We start from the raw sequence: 20,136 nt of genomic DNA on the forward strand, positions 1-20,136 counted from the left end.
CAGATCGCACACACGTGAAAGAGTTCAAAAAAAATCCCCAAACTACAAGCTTGGGGATTTGTGTATAAGAGACAGGCCAAATTGGCAGCCTTTTTGTTCACTGTCGGATAGACTACGCAAAATTAAACACGTGTTTATCCATCATATTCACCATACGACCTATCTCAGGCTTGGTGATGGTGTCATTCGCACCAAGAGATAATGCCTTCGCGCGGTTGTCTTCACTCATCAAAGAAGAGAACATCACAATTGGAGTTTGGTTGTACGCTTCTGTATCACGTAGTCGTTTCACTAAGTGCATGCCATCCATACGAGGCATCTCAACGTCAGTGACGACAGCATCAAGCAACTCACGCACTGGTAAGTTTTCTTCTTTCGCCACTTCAATCAAGCTCATTAGCTTTTCATACGCTTCACCACCATCTTTACAAGTGATCACGTTATAACCCGCAGAAGCCAAGGTATCTTGAATCAGAGAACGAATAAATGCAGAGTCATCCACAACCATAATAGTTTTAGCATTACGTTTGCCAACCATTCGCTGGTTCAAATCAACCGATTTATCGCCCGTCACATCGTATTTTTCCATGCTCAGTTCTGGGTTGATGTCAGCAATGATTTTTTCGAAATCGAGAATCATGATTAAGTTGCCATCTTTACGCACAACGGCAACGACACAATCTTGCTCCCCAGCTTCTAGAAACTGGCTTGGAGATTCAACATCATTCCAAGAAATACGATGAATACGAGAAATACTGTCGATCAAGAAGCCATTAGTCATCTTGTTAAAGTCAGTAACGATAACAAACTTACGTTCTAAATCACGGCGTGTCGGGACACCTAACCAACCAGCAAGATCAACAAGAGGCGTAAGCACTTCACGAGAAGAAAAGACACCAATCATGTGCGGTTGGGCGTTCGGATAATCAGTCGTCTCTGGGACGCGAATCACTTCACGAACCTTAGCGACGTTAATGCCGTAAAAACATGTTTTTGTGCTGCCATCTGGCATTTGTTTTTCTAGATGGAACTCAATGATTTCAAGTTCATTGGTGCCACTTTCAGTCAAAATGGTGCTGGTTACGTTACTCATAAACCCAATTATCCAAAATACGCATCAAGAAAAAGAGGCTTGATGCAATGCCACAGAGAATCACTTCACAGGCGAAAAATCCAAGAGTCCTTTTGTAGTCGTTGAGACAGAATTTGTAAATAATCAAAAGGATGCGAACTGCACACTTCTCTATCAAATGCTGAAATTTTGTCTCATTTTTGAACAAAACACATTCAACGACTCAATATCGCAGTTTACTCACTACTGTTAACGGCATAGCGACAGAAAAGTTTAGTGTTAATTAATGTGATTTAATCACGCTGTCGTTGGCAACGCGATGACGTTCTCCATACACGCCTTCTTCACTTCTTACACCGCAGCTGATGATCATGGTGATCTGGTCACTACCACGTAACCCAAGCAGCTGCTTTACTCGTTTTGAATCAAAGCCTTCCATTGGGCACGTGTCGTACCCCTTTTCACGCATCGCATACATAAACGTCATCGCGGCTAAAGAAACACTCTTGTGCAAACAAACACGAATATCCGACTTACTGACTTCGCGAACCATTGGCTTATTGCGCCCCAACCACCAACTGTATAACTTGCGCACAACGCCACGAAGGCCAAATGCATCATTGTTGTAAACCATTGGAATCAGTTTTTCGTAATACTTAAGAGCGCGCTTAGCCGCAGCGTCGTCACGGTTTTCAAAAGCTTGACGCACAGTCTCTGCGTTGCGCTTGGCGCGCTCTTGCCAGTTATGAGTCGTAGCAACAAACACAACCAGTTCATTTGCCGTTTTCGCTGCATTTTGCCCCATACAAAATTCTGCAAGTTGTTCGCGTTTTTCAGATGAAATAACACGATGAAATTCCCACATCTGCATGTTGCTGCTGTTTGGGCTTAATGTTGTCAGATCAAGGGCATCCGCGACATCACTGTGGTTAAATTCAGCACTGGCATCGTACTTACGTACAGAACGACGGGAGTGAACAATGGATTCAAAAGAAGGTTGGCTCATAACAGACTCAAAATAGAACAAAAAAGGGATCTTTACGTAATCATCTTCCTCCTGCAAGCGCAAATACAAAGGCAGACAAAAAATCGCGTCTGCCCTTCTTATTTTATTGCAGTTTAAAAAAGCGCATCTGATCAGAGAGGTTTATCGACATCTTCGCCAATTCATCGGCGGCTTGGTTGCTGTCTTGAATCATATTTACCGTCTGGTCAACTTGATCGCGAACAGAGACAACACTTTGGTTGATCATTTCTGCGGTCGCAGATTGCTCTTCTGTCGCGGCTGCAATCTGTGTGTTCAATGCATTCGTTTGATCAATATTTGATGAAATACTTAAAAACGCATCATTGGCAGAAGCCGATTGCTGCACAGTTTGTTCCAACATGTGTTGGCCTGCATCGATAGATTCAACCACTTGAGAGGTATTTTGTTGCAGCGTAGTAATACGATTCCCAATCTTTTCGACCGCTTTTTGTGTTTCCTGCGCTAATTGACGAACCTCATCAGCAACAACGGCAAAGCCCCGACCTTGATCGCCCGCTCGTGCAGCTTCAATCGCAGCGTTTAACGCCAACAAGTTCGTTTGTTCAGCTATGGTTTGGATAACTTCGGTAATGTCTGCCACTTCCGCAGTACCATTAGAAAGCGTCCCAACTTCTTGACTCATGCTTCCCATCTGTTCAGCAAGTCCACCAACTTGTTGCATCGCACTGTTCATAACACTCTGCCCTCTGTCGGAGACCTCCGATGCAATTTCTGCTTCCCGTGACGCTCCGTTTGCGCTTTGTGCTACCTCTGCAATCGCCACCGTCATTTCATTCACCGCTGTCGCTACTTGGTCAGTTTCCAATTGCTGGGACTGCGCATTGCTCAAGATTTCGGAATTTACTGCAGAAAGTTGCTCTGATGCCGAAGCAAGAAGATCGCTACAAGAGATAACTTCAGAAACGGTTTTATACAGCTGCTCTTCCATGTTGTGTAACGCAACAAGCATTTCAGAAACCTCATCACTGCCTTTTGCATGCTGCTGCTCTACACTAATTTCACCTCGGCTCAATTTCTCCGCTACTTGCTTTGCAAAGATGACATTGTTCGTGATGTCTTTAGAGATAAATAGACACAAAAACGTCACTGCAGGTAAACCAATCAACAATGCCAAGGCTACATTCATCGTCGCTTGTTCTGTCGTTTGTTGAATTTCTTCCTTTAAAACATTCTGGTCATTAACTGCATCCAATTTTATTGCGTTGATTTGGTCCGCAATTTCAAAACCAATATCTTTAAGTGCATCCCAACGTTGATTCCTTGCTCTAATGGTTTCTGCAACACTGGATAACGCAGTTGAAAGGTGTCCAGTTAATTCGTTGAGTTTGTCTTGATCAACAAAATGAAGCTGTATCATGAATCTCTTCCAGTGATCCAGCTTCGCTTCAAATTGCTCATAGTCTTGCTCGCTGTTGGTTAACAAGTATTCCGTTGCTTCTTGCGTAAGCGCCTTAAACACCAAAGTCGCATCGGCTATCACACCTCGCTCAGTTGTGTGTTTGTTCAAACGGCGCATGAGTTTGTTTTCTATCTCTTTTTGATAAGAAACTAAAGCATTCACATCGGTATTTCTTTTCGCCATTAATTGAGAAACTTCTCCCAAGTGCACAATATACTGTTCAAGCTGAGACGAAACCTTTTCAAAGCGCAACTTACGTTCATCATCCTCCGAACTTAATGCTTGCTTTTGCGCCTCGTCTCTAGCTAGATTTAACGCCTCCATTGCTTGATTGAAAAATTGGCGTTCTCGGTTTGTTCGATAGGTTAATGCATTAATTCTTGCGGTTAGAAGATTCGCTTCGATTTCAGTTGCTTCAAATGCACTGCTATTAATCGATTGAAAGTGGATAAAGTTTGTATTGATTTGGTTGGTAGTAAGTACACCGACTGCGGTTATCGCAAAAAGCACCAAAATAACGGTACTTAAAATCATGTAAAATTAGTGTTTTATTTTTTTAATCCTATTTAGCATTCCGCCTACTCCATAAGAACAGCAAGGAAGAAATAGTAAAAAACACGTTCTTTTACCGTAAATTAACGCCTTTTATGAAAAAATGACATGTCATTGTATTTTATAAGGTTTTAAGTTTTTGTAAGCTTTTTCCGACCCCAAAGAAAGAGACGGACGTCAATGCAACATTGCGAATCTTTCATCTTGCATCTAATTGATTTCATTATTTTTACTGCGACACCATCTCACATTTGAGACGGCAAGTTTCAAATAATGAAATTGTCATTTTCACCTGCTCGTCACAGATTTTTCCTACAATTCCTCCACATTAAATGACGGCTGAAGGGATGCGGCCAGTAAATTGAAATACAAGGTGAGGCATAAATATGAATAGCGTTCTTATTATCGACGACCAACCGTTATATAGTGAGGCTCTGGCTTCTCTCGTTCAAAGCGCATTTAAATCCGTGAATGTCGTTGAATCAACAGACAGCGCAAAGATAATGGAGTTGATTCGTAACCAACCAATTGATTTGGTTATTCTGGATGTTGTGCTAGGTGATAGAGATGGTATGCGTTTAGCTAAGAATATTCTGGCAACTGGCTATCAAGGAAAGATCCTGTTTATTTCATCCCGAGATTATTCAAGTTTATCTAAAGCGGCCTTTGAGATGGGCACACACGGATTTCTGAATAAGAATGAGGCAAAAGCAACCATCATGGATGCGGTTCTCAGCGTAACACGCGGATATTCGATGTTTAAAGCGACGCACAACCAGTCATCAGGTAACGTCACTTTATCGAATCGAGAAGCGATGGTTTTCCATTATTTAGCCCAAGGTTACTCAAATAAAAAGATTTCGGAGCAATTGTCATTAAGTGCGAAAACCATCAGTACTTATAAAACACGTATTCTGAAAAAGTACCACGCAGAATCCGTTGTTGAGCTGCTCAACACCCTTCCTCAAGAAGAGTGCGGCAGCTTATGTTGTTAGACATTGACATACTTCGAGATGGCACCCGTCAGTAGCTGATGCATCGAATTGTAGCGATGAGTTTGTTTCATCTGTACCACCACTTTAGGGCGACCATCTGGGTAAAAGCTCTCTGGTACAGAGATAAAATTGAAACCGTTAATAGGTCTTTGGTATTCAAGCAAAATTGTCGCTGCACCTTGGTGTTTAATCGCCCGCAATAAGCTTGTGATATTTCCCATCGTTGCCACACGGTTAATGTTTATTCCGCTTTTCTCCAAAGCGCGCTTCGTCACTTGTTCTCGATCCTTCCAACCATTCATTTCTAATAAAATGAAAGGAAGGTCACACGCTTTTTCTAAATCGCTAATACCGAGCTCTTCCGGTACGACGATAACGGCTGGCGCATAACCAATAAATTGCTGATGGATTGACTTAGGATACTCTTCGTTGAAGTAGTGCAATTGCATGTCTACTTTATCTTCCAAGATATCTTCAATCGTGTGGTCGGTAGTGCTTGATACAGTGATGTAAGCATTAGGGAACAAAGACATCAAATCCCCAAGCAGAAGGTGTCCAAATGAGTACTGAGCGGATTGAGGCAAACAAATCGTAATGTTTTTCTCGTATGAAAGTGGATCAAATTCACGTCGAACTAAACACAATTCAAGTTGGTCAAGTGCACCCGTGATTTCAGGCAGTTTGCGCTTTAAATAATCTGTCGGTTCAAAATGATGAGCATGGCGAATGAACAGCTCATCCTCTAATTGTGTTCGTAAACGAGTGAGGTATTTACTGATCGAGGCTTCACTTTTACCCAATGCCTTAGCAACAGGTTTCAGTTGACGATGACGCTCTAACAACACCAGTATTTTGAGAAGATTTAGGTCGAGATCTTTATTCACAGTGTGGTTACCAAGTAGAATCAAAGATTAAAGTTGTGTTTTTTATAATTAGTTTCTGCCAAATACAAAGAAAGCAGCCTTTAAATTAGCTGCTTTACTATAGAAGACCAAAGTCACGTTTTAGTCAAGTTTATCAAACTCTTATCTTTTCAATTAATAACAATATAGTCATTTACATTAATTTTCTCGTTTAAGACACAGTTTCAGAGTAACTACGATGCCGTTTTGTTTCATAAAGGTCCTCATCCGCGCGCATGATCACATCATTTAACGTCTCATGTTCGTTGCCCATGGCAAGTCCAGTACTGACGCTTACATTGATATCTAAGCTTTTTAAACGGTTCTCTGTCACGGCATTTTGCAACTTTTTAGCCAACACCAGAGATTTACTCTCGCTGCATCCTGGCAGAATCGCAATAAACTCATCCCCTCCCGTTCGAATCAAGTAGTCAGACACTCTAAACACTTTCTTCATCGCATCCGCAATAATCACGATCACCTCGTCGCCAACATGATGACCATATTTATCATTGATGTGTTTCACTCTGTCGCCATCAATGGCAACCACGGTAAACGGAGTCATTTTTATCTTATTCTTGAACGCTTGTTCCTTGAACACCTTACGATTGAACAAACCAGTCAGTTCATCTTTGGTTGCATCACTGATTGCATTGGCCAATTGAATTTTACTTTCTTTGGACTCTTGCGCCTTTGAATAGTATCCATAAATAGATACAAACATGATTAGGAACAGGAATCCGAAATCAATCAGTATTTTACTGAAAGGAAATTGATAAACGATTAAGTTGTTGTTATCCGCAACGTAGCTTTGTGTATATGCAAAGTCTGACCACAGGTAATGTGGGTAGTAAACAACGATGTGTTTGTTGCCGTTGTTGATATCCACTTTTAGGGCTTTCCCTTCGGCCTTGAGTGAATCGAGAAAGATTTGTTCTCCGAATTCACCAACGATCTCACCTTGGTAGTAAACAGGGCTAATCACACTAAATGCCCTACTCTCCGAATACGTCGTTTTAAAAGGTTTAGAAATGAGAATGCGATCGGTTAGCTGATCCTTCCATGCCGCGAGTGCGCAAGAGTACGTTTGTTTACACCAATCAATATCAAAAGGGTCAGACAAGTTCTCAAGCTCTTTAATCGGATTCTCGAGAATCAATTTGCTCGCCGTATATGAACGAAAGTAAAGCACGACATCAATTCGTTCATAAACGTTTGCTAAATACCCTTCGGCCTCGTGCAGTACTTTCCGCGCAATCGCTTCAACATAGTCCAGTTCGCTGCCCGGCTCTAACGCGTAAATCGCATCTTGAAAACTAAATTCCGTCAGTTCATTAATCTCATGGGCTGTGGAACCTTCATAACGTGCCAATTCAGATTCCATCAATAGACCAAGTAAGGTGACCTTTTGCTTGGTCTTGGATATCCCCTGAGTGTAAATCTTAAACTGCTTCACTTCATGGGAAATCAACATCGCACCGATCATGGTCATTGAAGTGGTAAACAAAAGCGCACTAAAGAAAAAAGACAAATAAATATTTTTCAGGTTCATCCCTTACCCTTTAAGTATCAACGACTTTTGAAAGCTCCACGATGTTCTTCACGTTGAACTTATCCATGACTCTGCGCTTGTATGTACTGACGGTTTTGTCACTGATCGACAGAACATCGGCAATATCTCGGTTACTTTTTCCTTGTAGAAGTAACTTCATCACCGCGCTTTCTCGGCTTGATAACGTTGGGACATTTCGATGCTCTTCCACTGTTTGTTTGAACTTGAAGAACGAATACCCTTTCGCAACCGCCTCTATTGCGTCTTTTAAGATCTCGTGATTTTCGGATTTACAGACATAACCATCGGCCCCTGAGCGGAATGCCATTTGGCTATACATATGGCTAGTCTCAGCAGAAAAGAAAATCACTTTTCCGCTAAAGCCATGGGATTTAATACGTTTATAAAAGTCGTAACCATCACAATCAGCAAGGTTCACGTCTAAGATAAGTAGCCCGATATCGCCTTCTTTAAGCATTTTTAAAGCGTCTTTTGAGCTTGTTTCGGTCATCACTTCATTGGCGATACCTAGGCTTTCAACAAGCGATTTAATGGCAATACAGACAAGTGGGTGATCATCAAAGATCAGGCAGTTTATTTTATTCATCATTCTTTTAATTCAGTATTGTTATGGCTTCTAAAGGCATTGGTTTATCGATGTAATAGCCTTGGCAAACATCGATCGTGTATTGGCGCATGGCTTGCAGCGTAATCTCGTCTTCCACCCCCTCTGCGACGACGCTAATATTGAGACTTTTTGCTAGTGCACATATTGCGAGCACGATGTTTTTCTTTTTCGGGTCATTCACTAACCCCTGTATAAACGAGCGGTCTATTTTCAGTTCGTTAAAAGGCAATTGAGCGAGTTTTTCTAGCGATGACGAGCCAGTACCAAAATCATCGATACTCACCGTCACGCCATTCATTCTGAATTTGAGTAAGTTTTTGTAGAGTGCAGCGCTGGTTTGAAAAGTATCGCGCTCGGTAATTTCTATTGTAAATTGGTCTGGGCTGATGCCGTTTTCGTAACAACGCTGAATGAACTGGCTTGCGAACTCGCAATCTTCAAGATTATCGTGGTCAACGTTGATCGAGACTTTTTGAGTGAGTCCACGATGCTTAATGTCGTATAACGCGTTACTAAACACCGCATCAAACAACTCGGCAGACAAATGACAACGTTCAACAATCGGCAAAAAACAATGTGGTGGTAAAACACCATAGATGGGATGAAACCAACGAGCCAAAGCTTCAAATCCGATAATGTCACCACTGTTCGCGTCCGCCAGCGGTTGGTAGTAGTTTTTGATACGTCCTTCGCCAAGCGCAAACAAAAACTCTTGGTCTTGAACGTCTACACATTGGTGAAATTTGGTGCTTTTGACTGGTTCTAAGTTCACTCGAGTCAGCATATCGATGACTTGTTGCTCTTCGTAAGGTTTCAATAGTTTTCCAAGCACTTCAAAACTAAAGCTTTCACACATCGCACGCACGGCAGTCACTATCGTCAGCTCCATCGCACTGACTAGAACAACTTTGCCTTCGTAACCAATTTGATTGAGCATCTCCATCATGTCGATGCCATCTTTCTCTGGCATCTGTAAATCACAAAAGATGACATCTACGTTGTTATGCTTCGCATGCGCGATCGCATCGTCGACCTTATCATAAGTAGCAACATCAACACCGTTACGTAATAACATCTGCCTTAACAACGTAATCTGTAGAGGATGGTCATCGATCACCATCGTGTTCAGTGGTTTATTCATGAGCTTTAATCCAGTGTCCTGCGAGGTTAACTTCGTGTTCTATTCGGTCAATAAGTTCTGTGACGTGCGAATCGAAATCCGCGTCACTTGCCTGTTCGGCTTCAACACATATCTCAGCTAAGATAGTGACGCCTATCGCCCCTAACGCCCCCTTAATACCGTGAATAATTCGCTTCTTCTCTTGTTTACTTTCTGCCGCTTTTAAATTGGTTACATCTTGCGTCATCGAGCTTTTAAAGACGTTAGCGATCTCTTTTGCATCCTGTGCTCTAAACTTCTCTAACCATTCAGGCCATAGATTGTTTTTTTGTTCACTCAAGTAAGGCAGCAATTTCGCCTTAAGCTGCTCAAGGTCATATGGCTTAAAGAGAATGTCATCGATCCCTATGGTTTTCGCACGTTCGTTTGCCAGACGGGAATCCTCTGCGGTCACACCAATTACTGGGATTTTAGACAGCTCCTCATTTGCTTTGAGCTTATTCACTAATTCAAAACCATCCATCTCCGGCATATGGAAATCGGTTAATACCAAGGTAACGAATTCATCCTGATTTACGTATTGCCATGCTTCTAAACCATTGCTCACAATTACGGGTTCTATGCCGAGTTCTCGTAGCTGCATGGTTATGACGCTTTGGTTTATTGGGTTGTCCTCTGCGACCAAGACCGTTCCGTGCTTCCAAGATACCTTATCTACTGGCTTAATTGGCTCAACTGTCGGTGTACAACCTTGGCTCAACAGATTTAACAGCGTATCTGGATATTTTGCTTCTATTGCGGTTAGTGAACATATGGCGTCACAACCACAGTTCAAATTAAGCCCTTGGTACTTCCCTTCCTTAGAAAATGTTCCAGCGAGGCTCGGGGAACTATCGGTCGATTCCATTCCCCATACTTCACACCAATCGCGAATATTGGCAGGCAATGTCGGCGAGTAGCTATATACAATAGAAGGCTGCGCTTTAGGTTTACAGAGCGTAACAGGTAACTTGATCACGATGGTCGTCCCTAGTCCGAATTCAGAATTAATCTGAAGGTCTCCGCTCATGCATTCCACAAGGCCATCAACAATGCTTAGCCCCAAGCCTGTACCACCAAATTTACGAGTGATCGTATCGTCCGCTTGAACAAATGGTTGAAAAATCCCATCCAACTGCGCTTCCGTCATGCCGATGCCGGTGTCGGCGATTTTTAGAATTAGTTGTTCTTGATTGAGCGCAATGCTAATCCGTATCTCACCATCAGAAGTAAACTTGACCGCATTTGATAAGATGTTCGTCATAATTTGTACGAGTCGAACCGCGTCTACTTTTAACCAAGGGTTGGTAAAGGGTTTCACAGTCACTCGGTAATCCAACCCTTTACTCTGCGCTTTGGGTTCAAAACTACGCACAACATCGCATAAGGTTGTAATGACGTTGGTGTTTACCGGCGTCACCTTTAATTGTCCTGCTTCAAGCTTTGAATAATCTAGGACCTCGTCCACCAGCACATTGAGGTGATTAAGAGAGCGCATGGCTTGCGTGATGAGTTCTTTATTGGTGTCGCTTCGAGTTTGACGCTCTAATAAGTCGAGTAATCCATGCGCCGCAGACAGTGGCGTTCTCAATTCGTGGCTCATGGTTGCTAAGAAATTTTCACGTGCACGCACTGCCGTTTGAGCTTTCTCCTGAGCATCGATTAAAGCAAACTCACGTTCTTTTTGTTCGGTAATATCTTGAAGAACCGTTAGGACAAATTTTTTCTTGCTGCTTGGTGAAAGGATGGTTTTTCGCTCGCGGTACACGTGTTGAATACCACCTTTGCAACCGGTGGATGCGCTAGTATCGGTAACGCGTTTACCTTCGATGACTTCACGCAGTTCAAGGGCATTATCGACCAACGGTTTTGCTGTTTTTCGGTCGAGAATGGTGCAGCCATTGCATCGACCACTGAGGAACAAAGAGCAGTTACTCATTTGAATCTGGTTGTCTTCACCATGGATGAATACAATGCTGTTTATCTCTTGAATGATCCCCATCAACCACTGTTTTTCTTTCTCTTCATTGGTGGCATTGAGCTCAGCAAGGTTCACTTTCAGCTTGAGGTGCGCCAATACGAAGTAGACGACGGCGAGAAGCACCGCAAAAATAACCACAACAAACAGTACAATGGTGGTAATCTCTTCTTCATCATAGCCATAGACAAGGTTGAAGTTACGGTAAGTCCGATTCAACTTGTCGATCTCTTTGGCATCAATCGTATCGATGATGCTATCCAAGATTTTCTTCAACTTGGTATTGTGGTTGGCAACGGCAAAGGCAATCGACAACGTCAGGACATCCTTCTCGCTGATCAACAGTCCATCGATGTTATCTTGCGCAATCATACTATGAACGATATCGTCAGGCACGTAAGCCACATCAATTTCGCCGTTCTTTAGGTCACTAAGAAGTAGCTTCAAGTCGTCATAACGAGTAAAACGCTCTTCCTTCCATGAGTCTAAGTTAACCAGTCCCTGTTTTTTTAAACTCATCAAAATGCCTGACATCGCATCGTGAGGAGGATGATTCTCCACATCTAGCGCTTCAATCGCGACAAAGTTGTTGTGCATAAAAGGCTTAGTAATTAGCCAATCAGACGACCGAACATGATCAACATAAGCGACAGGAACAAGGTCAGAGGAAAACGCAGTCAATCCACTATCTAAGCGGTTTGTGGGCTCTATGTATTCAAATTTTAGGCCCGTTCTTGAACGAATCAGGTCGATAAAATCAGGCAAGAAACCGTCTAGGCGAGCCGTGTGTGGATTACGATAAAGAAACGGGAACGCCTCTTCGCTGCTGCTGTAGGTGATGGCTTTATTACTATCGAGTTCACGTCGGTACTCGACCAATAGTTTGTCGTTAACATGATATGGGTTCTTCGACGCTACCGAGCGAATATTCTTTCCACGGCGTTCCCAGTTCAAGATTTTGTTAATTCGGTCGACCAAATCTTGGTTTGATTTTGAAGTGATAAAACTGACTTCTTCCTCATTGAGCCAGCTCGGAATGTCTACTGCCCCTTTTATAATATCATTTTGATCTAAATATTGATTAATGGCGACATACGTCGAGATCAGAGCATTTGCATGACCACTGCGCACTTCCTCAAATGCTTTTAGACGCGTTTTAACTTCGCGTATTTTGGTTGCGCCCGCCTCTCTTATGTAATCACAATAGACGGTTCCCTCAACACAAACCCATTGAAGCTCTCGAGGATCACGTTGAATATAGTTGCTATCTCGGTACCACACCGCGATCGTGCTGGAGAAGAAAGGTTCTGAAAATAAGAAATGGCTGCTTCTTTCTGGTGTTTTACTAAAACCCACCGCGCCATCAACCGTACCATTTTCGATATCAGTTAACAGGGCGGGAATCGTACTATAGGAACGAAGCTCCAATTTCAGATCGAGTACCTTGGCAATGTTAGTCAGATACTCAAGGTTGATCCCATAGAAAGCACCGATTTCATCCCCTATTTGGGGATTTTCTGAATGCTGAGCAATAACCCCAACAACAACCGTTTCTTTTGGCTCATCCGCAGCAAAAGAAACGCTTGAAGACGCAATAACAATGAATGCGAAAATGAATACGATGTTTTTTCTAAAAATGCTAAGCATAACTGGCTTCCACGACTTGGGAGCTCAGACTAATTTGCACAGCTTAAATGTCAAACTTCGAAACTTAGCGAATTAATTTTATCTTATTGATAAGATGATAATTTTTCATGATTAGTAAGGACATTCTTACAACACTATCCGCCTTGGACTACAACGAAATTGCGTTCACCATCTCATCATCAACAGAACGCCTATCGCTCAAAAATCAAACAGCACAACATACACCCTATTCTGACAAGATAAAATGGACAATGACGTACAATTAAAAGCCACACCTCTATTTGCTCGCGTTTGAAGCTTGGTCGCATAGTGTATGGCTATTAAGTTAATCCAAAATACAAGCAGGCTCTAAACAGGCTTGGTACTGATTCTTACCGCCCTTTTTCGCAAGATACATAGCCATATCCGCAGCGTTAATTTGGTCATCCAACGTCGAGTTATCTTCTCGCGCCCAATAACTCATACCAATACTTGCAGAGATATAGCAAGTGATATCGCCAAAGTAAAAGGGCTTCGCTAGGCTTTCTATGATGCGATTCGCGATCGGCTCACAACTGGAAGCCTCACGAACCGCAATCAAAAATTCATCGCCAGCAAGACGAGACACAAGATCTCTTCTCGCCACACAGTTGACCAAACGTTGAGCAACAGCTTTCAATAATTGATCGCCAACCGCATGACCGTATTGGTCATTAACCGCTTTAAATCCATCTAGGTCTAAGAATAAAATATGTTGTGAGGCACCCACATCATGCTTTTCCTGGAGTCGACGTAACGCTTTTGAGCGATTGGCTAAGCCGGTTAACGGGTCATGGTTTGCTTGATAATTTAAACGTTTTAACTCGATGTCAATCGTCAAGTCCGTAAATGAGACCACAAACGCCTCTGCACGGCCATTTTCACTCTTCAAAGCGCGAACCTTCAGCTCACACGGCATCACACGCCCTTGTTGGTTTTTTACATCAACGTGCGTTTTGTAGTGACCCGTTTTCAATAACCTTAATTTAATCGCTTTCGTCACTTCAAAAGGTGAAAACAATTCTAGACCTTTTAGTGCATTAACCTCACCAAACCACTGTGTCGCAGATTGGTTTTGAGTTTGAACGCTTAAAGCTCGATTCAATACCAATATGGCGTCTTGGTTTTGATCAAACATTAAATCGAGTAGCTTACGTCTTTGCTCCGATAGCGTTTGCTCCGTAATGTCTCGAAGCTGAATCAAGCTGCTCTTTTCTGTGTCCATCGGGTTACAAGAGATCAAATAGCGCTTAGTCTTGTCAACACTACGAACTTCTAACCCTTTCACTGTAGTATGCGTATCGATTGCAAACAGGATACGCTCTACTTTCAACATCGGCTCGAAGTGACTCATCAAGAGGCTTCTCGCATCCGAATTTGATTCCATCCCTTTTAACTCTTTTGCCGCTATAGGGTTGAAGTACGTCACCTGGTGATTTGACGAAACTACGAGTACGCAACGTTGCATTGCGTCGAGTGCACTATGGATATAACGGTTTTTATCTTCAACACGCTTTAACACTTGCGCCACTTGTGATTCACGTTCAGCCAGACTCATGGTCATTTCATTAAAGCATTCTGTTAGCTTACCAACTTCATCTTGATGATAAACTGGCAATGTTTTACGGAGGACCCCGACACGACTCATATGCTCAACAGAACGATGCAACGACAGCAATGGCAATGAAATTAATGAGTGTAGTAACTTTGCCAACGCCCACGCACACAACGAAAGTAAGAAAACGATCACGCCAAGCGATAACCACATTTTCCGTTCGTTTATTAATAGGTTCTCTAAAGAAACCCATATTTCGAGTGCGCCCAACTTCTCATCGCCTAATAAGACATCGTTATGACGCATCACAACGTTGAGATGTGAACAAATCACCTGACGCTCTTGCCAATGGCAACCTGCTGGCAGATCTTCTATCGACGCAATTGTTTTGTCATGCTGATTGATCACGACCGCGGAAATAATGTCAGGGTCGAAACTCAGGTTGGTCAGTTGCTCTTTTGCCGTGTATGCATCATCAAACATCAATGCCGCTTGTAGCGTGTTCGCCACCCCTTGGCCAAGAATATCAATACGACGCTCCAACGCCTTTTCTTGTGCAAGTACCACGTATTGAATCGCGAGCGTACCAAGACCAATGACAATAAGAGTGATCATTAGCCATGTAGGCAACATCATCTTATGCCTTAGAGGCAAACGAGCGAGACGAGAGCGGATCATGGCGCGACCTCATCTTCAACCAATAAGGAGATACTCAATAGTTGGGCACGCAGTTGTATCTGTGTTGGCGCGACGTGACTACGAGATACCATAGGACGAATACGATTGTTTACCTTAACAAAGGCGACCATGCCCCCTATTTTCACGAACTCTTCGCCATTACTGATCAACAACGAATGAGGGTATTGATCGCGCAACAATAAGATTTGGGACTTCTTTGCTTGCGGTATGTACAAGATATGGCAGGTGTTCGGCGTCACCGGATTTGATAAATCATAGTAACGAGACAACTGCTGCTTACGAGCAACGATGTTTTTAAGGTGCTCGCCAACAGAGTCACTTTCAGACACACAATACTCAACTGGGGCGATGGATTCCCCCGTCGCCATCCAATCGGCGAGCAAAGCAAAACGATATAAATAAACGGCTTTCAGATCCGCATCATCGTATTGAGCGAAGGCAAATGTCGCGCTGAGCAGTGCCCAAATCGTTATTACCCATTTCACTGCTGAGCTTCGCTCAAACCGTTTTACCATTGAGCGTAGTTCCAATCGAGCGTTAGCCAGTATTGCGTTCCATTAGCGAAAGGGTTGTAGTTGTTGGGAAACTCTTTGCTTTGGTCTGCACCTAGATTTTCTACCGACGCTGTAATTTGTGGCAAACAATCGTTGTATTGCCAACTTACCGATGCATCAAAGGAAACCACTTCCGGCCAGTTATAGTCTTTATTCGCTACGTTAACCGGATTCAAAGCCGACTCATAATCATCGTGTAACTTAGATTCAGAAATATACTGACCAGTCACACTGACCCACCATTGTGGCGTGATATCCCACATTACCTGTGCGTTAACAAAATGATTCGGTTCATTTTCAATCATACGTTTCACGGCCTTGTTGTTAGAGCAAATAGCGCCCTCACAATGGCCAACAATACGCTTGTAGCTGTAATTGGCGTTTATTTGAATGTCTTGACGAGGTTGCCACTTCACAGAAACCTCCCCACCAAAACTTTCACTCCAGATCGGATCAACTAAGCTGGATGTGTATTGCTCTACAACAGTACCAACCGTGCCCGGTGATGAGCCACCAGTAACAATCGCTTGTGTCGCAGAATCCGTTTTATAAACACGAATATTTTCATGACGAGTATAAAAACCACCAATATTGAATTGCAGTTTGTTCTCATCCCACAAACGGTATCCAAGCTCGTAGGTCGAGACTGATTCTACATCTAGGTCTTCATTCCCTTTTAATAGGTAACTGTAATAGTAGTCATAATAATTACCGTCGCTGAACTGTACGTTTTCCATATAATGGTTTTCACGCATATACGTGTTCAGTTCCAATCGTGACGGCGTCACTATTGCTTTACCCCAACCCGCCCACAATCGTTGATTATTCGCGAGCTCATAACTCAAACGCACCTGTGGTTGTGGATCGACATGATGAGTAAGGTTGTTGTATTGCCAGCGATTACCTAATGTCAGTTTGGTTCTCTCGTCCAACGGAATACTCCAGTTGGCATACAGACCATACGATTGGTTGAGAAAATCTGGACTGTCCGATAAGCGCAAATAAGGCATCGTCATTTCATCGTGTTTATCGAAAGTACCAAACTGTTCATCAATAAGCCGAATATTGGCACCAACAGTAAACTCGGTTCCCCATAGATTTGAAAAGGTATAGTGGGAGTCTAGATCTGTTCGGAAAAATCGCGCATTATCGTGTGAAATGTCGTTAGAGCTATAGGTTAACCAAACTTCATTTTCCCATCGGTCTCCGCTAGGACGATCAAAAATATGATGCCCCCCAACGAAGTACTCTTGCATGGTCATTTCAGTTTCATAAAAGTTGACCGGTTCTGCTCCGGGCATGACAAAGTGAGGCTGATAATTACCCCAGTTGTAGTCTTCGCGAGAGCGAATACCACCAGCTTGTACACTCAACGTGTGTTCATGCTTTTGATAATCTAATCGGCCACCAAAGCGTTCAGTGTATACGTTAAAATGTTGCAGCGGAGCCACGCGAGCTTCATCACTTGTCCAAGGCATGTGATCAACAAACTCACCATAAACACTGTAGTTGGTGTACTCACCAATTGATCCTGCATGATGCAATTGATATTCACTGTAGCCATAATTACCAAAGCTTGCTGACACCTTCCCTTTTGCCGAGCCTTCTGCTTCTTTAGTGATGACGTTGATGACTCCTGTCACGGCATTACCACCCCACACTGTCCCAACCGGGCCCAGAACGATTTCTATTTGGGCAATGTTGTCCATGCTAACGGGAATTAAATCCCAATTAACACCGGATGACATTGGATTGAACACACTGCGGCCATCTACCATGACCAACATCTTGTTGTTAAGTGTTTCATTATTGCCACGCACACTGACCCCCCAATCGTAATTGGAGAACTTGGCGACATGAAGACCAGGTGCCAAAGATAATGCATCAGCCACAGAACGAGCACCAGAGCGTTGGATTTCTTTGGCTGTAATCACATAAACCGAAGCTGGCGTGTCCGCAAGGGATTGAGAGGTACGAGTTGCCGAAACAACTTTTGTGTCTGCTAACGAACACAGTGGCATCTCTAGCAGGGAATCAAGATCATAGTTAGCATCAGCTGGAGCAACAGCTACAAAAGTGGATGCAATCACAAAGTTTAACGACAAACGCATAGGGGTTTTCTCAACGTTTGAACGCTAAATATCAATGTTATGTGGAAGAGGTTCAAACGCTAATTTACAGTGTATCTATATGAGTACAGTGTACCATTTGCCCTAGTGTGGTTCATTTTAAACCAACGCCAATTACGCTGAGTTATTTTTGTCGAGACGATTAATTGATGTACTAGATAGTGAGTGTAGTGGGTGTTGGATGTAGAGAGTAAAAAAAGCGCCGAAAGGCGCTTTAAGTTCACAATCTAATGCTAGATATTCAATTCACGACGAAACTAACTAACAAACTGTAATCCCATCTCCCAATCAGAGACTTTAACAAATTTAAGCGTATCGACATTGTGTTTTTTAAATACCTTAACCACACTTTCGTGCACCATTATATGAGGGTAATCGCTATACTTAGGCATAAAAACCAATCGTTCTTTTTCTGGTAAAGCATCCAGCTTGTCAGTATCTAAACTGTACTTGTCAATCGTATGCCTTGTATCTTCAGGATCAAAATCATCAATATCACACTCTTCTAAGTTCAATACATCCATTTTCTCAAATACATTAAACACCCAGTAATCCTCGTGATATTTCACCGAATCATCAACAATAACTGCAGGGAAAAGTTGAAAGCACTTATTGTCAACTTGACCTAAAGACTTTCGGATTTCGTTAGTAAAAACTGGGTAAGCTATAGCTAAGTGAGCATCTTTTATTGGGCGCGAAACACCTCGAGAGAGATCTTCTTCACGATAACCGTTTTCAAAAAACATCGGTTCGCTACCACTTAATTTAGTAAATTCATAGTCCCTCATTGCAGAGTGCTTTTGAGGCGATAAATAAAGTGTGTTTTCATCATAACTTTTAAAAACGATGAAGTATTGTTCGTTGTATTGACTCATTGTCCTACCTCTGGAATCCATCTTGTACTTCTGAAGCTGATTGTTTTTTATTCCCCTCACTGCCAATGGATTATGATGCAAAAGCCTCAGTACATAGAAGTGAAGGTTGTGCCACCGGCAAGATCTTTTTATTTAGCTATGTTGTTAGAAGAGATAGGAACGATCGGCTTGCCGACCTTCGGTAAACAAGCGTCTGGGAGCGCTGCATCCGCTTGGACTACTGATTAAATGTTGGGCCAAATGAAAAGGCGCTTAACCGCGTAGGTTTTAGCTCTGAGCTTACTCAACCGAATACTCACATCGCACCGCCATTTATATAGGTCTCGATATAGCCGATCTTTCCAATACCACACTTCTTGAGGCATGGAAAAATCGACATATTCACGGACATCGTCTGATGTACAGATGCTATCAAGAATAATGATTAGCAATGCTTCATAGTCACCGTTACAGGGAGAGCAATAACAAACACAATCACTGTAACTTGGCGCCATGATATAATTAGAAACTGACTGTTAATCTTTTAACTGAATAGCTAAGTCAACCTCAACTTCACTTTCAATTTGCTCGGCAATCTGATTTAGGGGGAGCGAATATCCCATTTTTTTTAGTTTTAAAATTGCACTAATATGATCTTGGTTTACTTCACTTTCTGATAGAATAAAATCCCAAGGAAGATTATCTATAACTTGGTCATCCGGTCTATTTTCTAAAGCTTCCATAAATAAATTAGGATGTGCAGAAAACATTACACCTAAAAGAGAGTCGAATTCATAAAGCTCAAACCTCTCATCAAAGCGATCATTGAAATTTATGTTTTTGCTTAAAATAAGCTCAAGAGCTTTTCGCCCACTATCTTCGAGATAGTACCTATTATCTAATAGCCAAGCTGCAGCTTCATGTAATGAACGGTTGCCGACCTGAAAATCACTAATGATATAATTAAATAATAAATACTCTTGTTTCTCACCTGCGAAAACTTTAGCTAAGAATCTATCAGCGTCTAATCTGCCGCCTACCTCTACAATTTTCTTAATAAAATCGATGTATGCGTCAAAGCACATGTAATGTATATGCTCATCATCTGAAACATAAAGAGTGCCATCATTATCATAACGACCAATAATATCCAACAAACTATTATTTGAATAATCAATAAATTCATTAATATTTCTCTGAGCTAAGTTATATATATCATAATCAGATACAATACCTTTTTCTCGCAAAGATTCTATATACTTCAGACCCTCAAGCTTATGACCATACAAATCCATTAAATAATAGCCTGAACGCTCCTTAAATACACTAAAATTTTGGTCTTCAACTCCCTTGCTACATAATATACGAATTTCTTCTAAGTTTAAAAATTTCATA

The 20,136-nt window shown here is 42.2% G+C and carries 14 protein-coding genes; 1 reads left to right on the forward strand and 13 read right to left on the reverse strand.

Features of this window, described 5'->3' with window-relative positions; all coding sequences use genetic code 11:
* Nucleotides 1-112: 112 nt before the first annotated feature.
* The 3 genes from OQJ86_RS17260 to OQJ86_RS17270 form a co-directional block, all read right to left on the reverse strand.
* Nucleotides 113-1,093 carry a chemotaxis protein gene (locus OQJ86_RS17260; protein WP_038867771.1) on the reverse strand — a complete coding sequence of 327 codons (981 nt, stop codon included), beginning with the start codon at nt 1,091-1,093 and terminating at the stop codon, nt 113-115.
* A gap of 262 nt (nt 1,094-1,355) precedes the next feature.
* Nucleotides 1,356-2,078 (reverse strand): nitroreductase family protein, encoded by a 723-nt coding sequence (locus OQJ86_RS17265; RefSeq protein ID WP_045406850.1) that lies wholly within the window; start codon nt 2,076-2,078, stop codon nt 1,356-1,358.
* Between the two features lie 103 nt (nt 2,079-2,181).
* The gene (locus OQJ86_RS17270; RefSeq protein ID WP_265988651.1) at nt 2,182-4,053 is read right to left on the reverse strand and encodes a methyl-accepting chemotaxis protein; all 1,872 of its coding nucleotides are present in this window, start codon (nt 4,051-4,053) and stop codon (nt 2,182-2,184) included.
* Between the two features lie 404 nt (nt 4,054-4,457).
* Here OQJ86_RS17270 and OQJ86_RS17275 point away from each other — a divergent pair, with 404 nt between their 5' ends.
* Entirely contained in the window at nt 4,458-5,066 is a 609-nt protein-coding gene (locus OQJ86_RS17275; protein WP_265988653.1) for a response regulator transcription factor, read from the forward strand.
* On the opposite strand, the gene OQJ86_RS17280 is transcribed toward OQJ86_RS17275, so the two are convergent.
* The 10 genes from OQJ86_RS17280 to OQJ86_RS17325 form a co-directional block, all read right to left on the reverse strand.
* Nucleotides 5,063-5,950, reverse strand: coding sequence for a LysR family transcriptional regulator (locus OQJ86_RS17280; protein ID WP_265988655.1), 888 nt, complete (start codon nt 5,948-5,950; stop codon nt 5,063-5,065). The genes OQJ86_RS17275 and OQJ86_RS17280 overlap by 4 nt on opposite strands.
* Before the next feature lie 190 nt (nt 5,951-6,140).
* Complete coding sequence (locus OQJ86_RS17285; protein WP_265988657.1) at nt 6,141-7,520, reverse strand: GGDEF domain-containing protein; 1,380 nt, start codon at nt 7,518-7,520, stop codon at nt 6,141-6,143.
* Between the two features lie 10 nt (nt 7,521-7,530).
* A complete protein-coding gene (locus OQJ86_RS17290) occupies nt 7,531-8,130 on the reverse strand; it encodes a response regulator transcription factor (protein WP_265988659.1) in 600 nt (199 codons plus the stop codon).
* Nucleotides 8,131-8,134: 4 nt separating this feature from the next.
* Nucleotides 8,135-9,289 (reverse strand): EAL domain-containing protein, encoded by a 1,155-nt coding sequence (locus tag OQJ86_RS17295; RefSeq protein WP_265988661.1) that lies wholly within the window; start codon nt 9,287-9,289, stop codon nt 8,135-8,137.
* A complete protein-coding gene (locus tag OQJ86_RS17300) occupies nt 9,282-12,932 on the reverse strand; it encodes an ATP-binding protein (RefSeq protein ID WP_265988663.1) in 3,651 nt (1,216 codons plus the stop codon). Before OQJ86_RS17300 ends, OQJ86_RS17295 begins: the two co-directional genes overlap by 8 nt.
* A gap of 325 nt (nt 12,933-13,257) precedes the next feature.
* Nucleotides 13,258-15,183 carry a diguanylate cyclase domain-containing protein gene (locus OQJ86_RS17305; protein ID WP_265988665.1) on the reverse strand — a complete coding sequence of 642 codons (1,926 nt, stop codon included), beginning with the start codon at nt 15,181-15,183 and terminating at the stop codon, nt 13,258-13,260.
* Nucleotides 15,180-15,719, reverse strand: coding sequence for a YfiR family protein (locus OQJ86_RS17310; protein ID WP_265988667.1), 540 nt, complete (start codon nt 15,717-15,719; stop codon nt 15,180-15,182). Before OQJ86_RS17310 ends, OQJ86_RS17305 begins: the two co-directional genes overlap by 4 nt.
* Complete coding sequence (locus tag OQJ86_RS17315; protein WP_265988669.1) at nt 15,713-17,869, reverse strand: TonB-dependent receptor plug domain-containing protein; 2,157 nt, start codon at nt 17,867-17,869, stop codon at nt 15,713-15,715. Before OQJ86_RS17315 ends, OQJ86_RS17310 begins: the two co-directional genes overlap by 7 nt.
* 275 nt (nt 17,870-18,144) lie before the next feature.
* A complete protein-coding gene (locus OQJ86_RS17320; protein WP_265988671.1) occupies nt 18,145-18,762 on the reverse strand; it encodes a hypothetical protein in 618 nt (205 codons plus the stop codon).
* A 515-nt stretch (nt 18,763-19,277) separates the two neighbouring features.
* The gene (locus OQJ86_RS17325) at nt 19,278-20,135 is read right to left on the reverse strand and encodes a hypothetical protein (RefSeq protein ID WP_105067099.1); all 858 of its coding nucleotides are present in this window, start codon (nt 20,133-20,135) and stop codon (nt 19,278-19,280) included.
* Nucleotide 20,136 lies beyond the last annotated feature (1 nt).

The organism is Vibrio sp. Sgm 5 (assembly GCF_026241575.1).
GTDB classification, from domain to species: Bacteria; Pseudomonadota; Gammaproteobacteria; order Enterobacterales; family Vibrionaceae; genus Vibrio; species Vibrio jasicida.